Genomic DNA, 2,548 nt, shown 5'->3' on the forward strand with positions numbered 1-2,548 from the left:
GAAGAGCGGCTCGGGGAGCACGCCCTCCAGGGCGAGGAGGCGGCGCTTGGTCTCCAGCCCGCCGGAGAACCCGCCGACCCCGCCGTCGCTCTCCACGACCCGGTGGCACGGCACCACGACCGGCAGCGGGTTGGAACCCATCGCCGCCCCCACCGCCTGGGCCCCGCCGGGCCGCCCGACCCGGCGGGCCAGCTCCCCGTACCCGACCACCGACCCGAACGGCACCGAAGCCGCCAGCTCCCGCAGCACCCGGCCGTTGAACCCCGCCTCGCCGGGCAGCAGCGACCAGTCCAGCGGGAGCGAGAACTCCCGCAGAGCCCCGGACAGGTACTCCTCGAGCTGGCGTATCGCCTCAGCGAGCAGCGGCGCGCCGGGATCCCGCACCGGCCGCACGCCCAGCCGGGCGGCGGCCCTGGCGAGGAACCGCTCGCACACCGCGGGCCCGGCGTGGAACACCACGCCGGCCAGCCCCCGCGGCGTGACGAGGAGGAGCACCGGCCCCAGCGGGCCCTCCACGACCGCGTAGGCGGCCCACCGGCCGTCGCCGGCCCCGCCCTGCTCCGAGCTGTTCATGCGCCCACCGTACGACCCGCCACCGACAACGGGGCGCCGGCCGCGGAACCCGTCAGAACACCGACAGCGCCCGCCGCACCACGTCGGGCCGATTGGTGATCAGACAGTCGACCCCGTACGTCGCCGCGATCAGCGTGTCCACCGGCCGGTCCACGGTCCACGCGCACACCTCCACCGGCCGTCCGTGCGGCCCGCGCAGCCGCTGCACCGCGGCCACGTAGCCCACCGTGAGCTTCAGGTGCTGCGGGTTGATCTGGTCCGCGAACCGCGCGTACTCCCGCAGCCGGTCCACCGACGGCGCGCCCAGCACGGCCGTGCGCACGGCGGGACGCAGCCGGTGCACCGTGCGCACGGTCGGCGCGTCGAAGCTCTGGATCACCAGCCGCTTCAGGTGGGCGCGGTCCAGCCACCCCGAGCGGCGCAGCTCGGCCAGCACCTGCTGGGCGATGCCCGGGTAGAGCGTCGGGTTCTTGAGCTCCAGCAGCAGGCTCTGCCGGTTGCGGTCCACCCGGGCCAGGTACTGCCGCAGCGTCGGCACGCGCGCTCCGCGGAACCGGCGCCCGAACCAGCTGCCCGCGTCCAGCCGGGCGATCTCCGCCGACGTGAAGTCGCGCACCCGCCACGGGGCGCGGCCGGGGAAGAGCCGCTCCACGTTCGTCGTGCGGGCCAGCCCCGCGTCGTGGAGCACCACCAGAACGCCGTCCTTGGTGCGCTGCACGTCGTTCTCCACCCAGGTGAAACCCAGCCGGCGCGCCCGGTCCACGGCCAGCAGCGTATTCTCGGGCGCCATGGCCGAGGCCCCCCGATGGGCGATGACCGCGGGGTGTCCGCTCTCGTGGTCGGCGCGGGCGCCGGAGATCGGGAGCAGAAGGGCGACCAGGCCCAGAAGCGCCGAGGCGGTCGCGGCGACTGCGCGCGCGTGCATGCGTTCTCCTCGCGTCGACTGTCACGGACGGTTCCAGAGTGACAGCAGACAGTGCGCGAGGCCGGGATGCCGGATCGGGCGTGGAGCGCCCCCGGATGCCCAATTCGGCCCGTGGGCACCCTCACAAGTGGGTCGACGATGTGATTCTTTGACGCAGAATCGTTGGTCCCATCAGGTGAGAGTCATACTCTCCCCACCGGTACCCGGTCGCTTGGGCGGGTACCGGACAGGACGGACGCGACGCATCCACACGGACGACACGGGGCGGAAGGGAAACCGCGCATGCACGGTACGGTCGACGGTTTCAGTCACGGGCTCATCACGCCGGTGGCGGCCTTCGTGATGGCCTGCCTCGGGGGAGCCCTCGGGCTGCGCTGCACCACCCGGGCGCTGCTGGTCGGCCGCCGCAGGGCGGCCTGGCTGGCCCTCGGGTCCGCCGCCATAGGCTCGGGCATCTGGACGATGCACTTCATCGCGATGACCGGTTTCTCGATCGACGGGACGGTGGTCAACTACGACCTGCCGACCACCTTCGCCAGCCTCGCGGTGGCCATCGGCATGGTCGGCATCGGCACCTTCCTGGTGGGCTATTGGAACGCCACCGGAACGGCGCTGTTCACCGGCGGCACCCTCACCGGCCTGGGCATCGCCTCCATGCACTACCTCGGCATGGCCGGAATGCGGTTCGGCGGCGAACTGCGCTACGACACCGCCACCGTCGCCCTCTCCGCCCTCATCGGGGTGGTCGCCGCCACCACCGCCCTGTGGGCGGCGAGCCAGGTGCGCGGCCTGCTGTGGAGCGTGGGGGCCAGCCTGGTCATGGGGCTCGCGGTCACCGGCATGCACTACACCGGGATGGCCGCCGCCAGCGTCCACCTGCACGAGGGCCCCACGGGCGCGGTCGACGGCACCTCGGCCGAGGTGCTGCTCGGTCCCGTGCTGGCGGGCCCGCTCGCCTTCCTGCTGCTGGCAGGGATCGTGGTGATGTTCGACCCGCAGATGGTGATGAGCCGCCCCGCCCCCCAGCGCGGCGAGGACCTGTACGGCCCC

At 73.4% G+C, this 2,548-nt stretch carries 3 protein-coding genes; 1 reads left to right on the forward strand and 2 read right to left on the reverse strand.

Annotated features, from left to right (window positions below; translation table 11 throughout):
* Positions 1-573, reverse strand: a 573-nt coding sequence (locus ACOV8S_RS12060) for a methylated-DNA--[protein]-cysteine S-methyltransferase (protein ID WP_448317773.1), incomplete at its 3' end; no start/stop codon positions are given.
* A gap of 52 nt (positions 574-625) precedes the next feature.
* The gene (locus ACOV8S_RS12065; RefSeq protein ID WP_448317774.1) at positions 626-1,498 is read right to left on the reverse strand and encodes a glycerophosphodiester phosphodiesterase; all 873 of its coding nucleotides are present in this window, start codon (positions 1,496-1,498) and stop codon (positions 626-628) included.
* A 282-nt stretch (positions 1,499-1,780) separates the two neighbouring features.
* Here ACOV8S_RS12065 and ACOV8S_RS12070 point away from each other — a divergent pair.
* Positions 1,781-2,548, forward strand: a 768-nt coding sequence (locus ACOV8S_RS12070; protein WP_448317775.1) for an MHYT domain-containing protein, incomplete at its 3' end; no start/stop codon positions are given.

The organism is Streptomyces sp. CO7, assembly GCF_053474865.1.

Coding starts and splice junctions, on each gene's coding strand:
- ACOV8S_RS12065 (WP_448317774.1), bottom strand. CDS start 1,498: ATGCACGCGCGCGCAGTCGCCGCGACCGCCTCGGCGCTTCTGGGCCTG.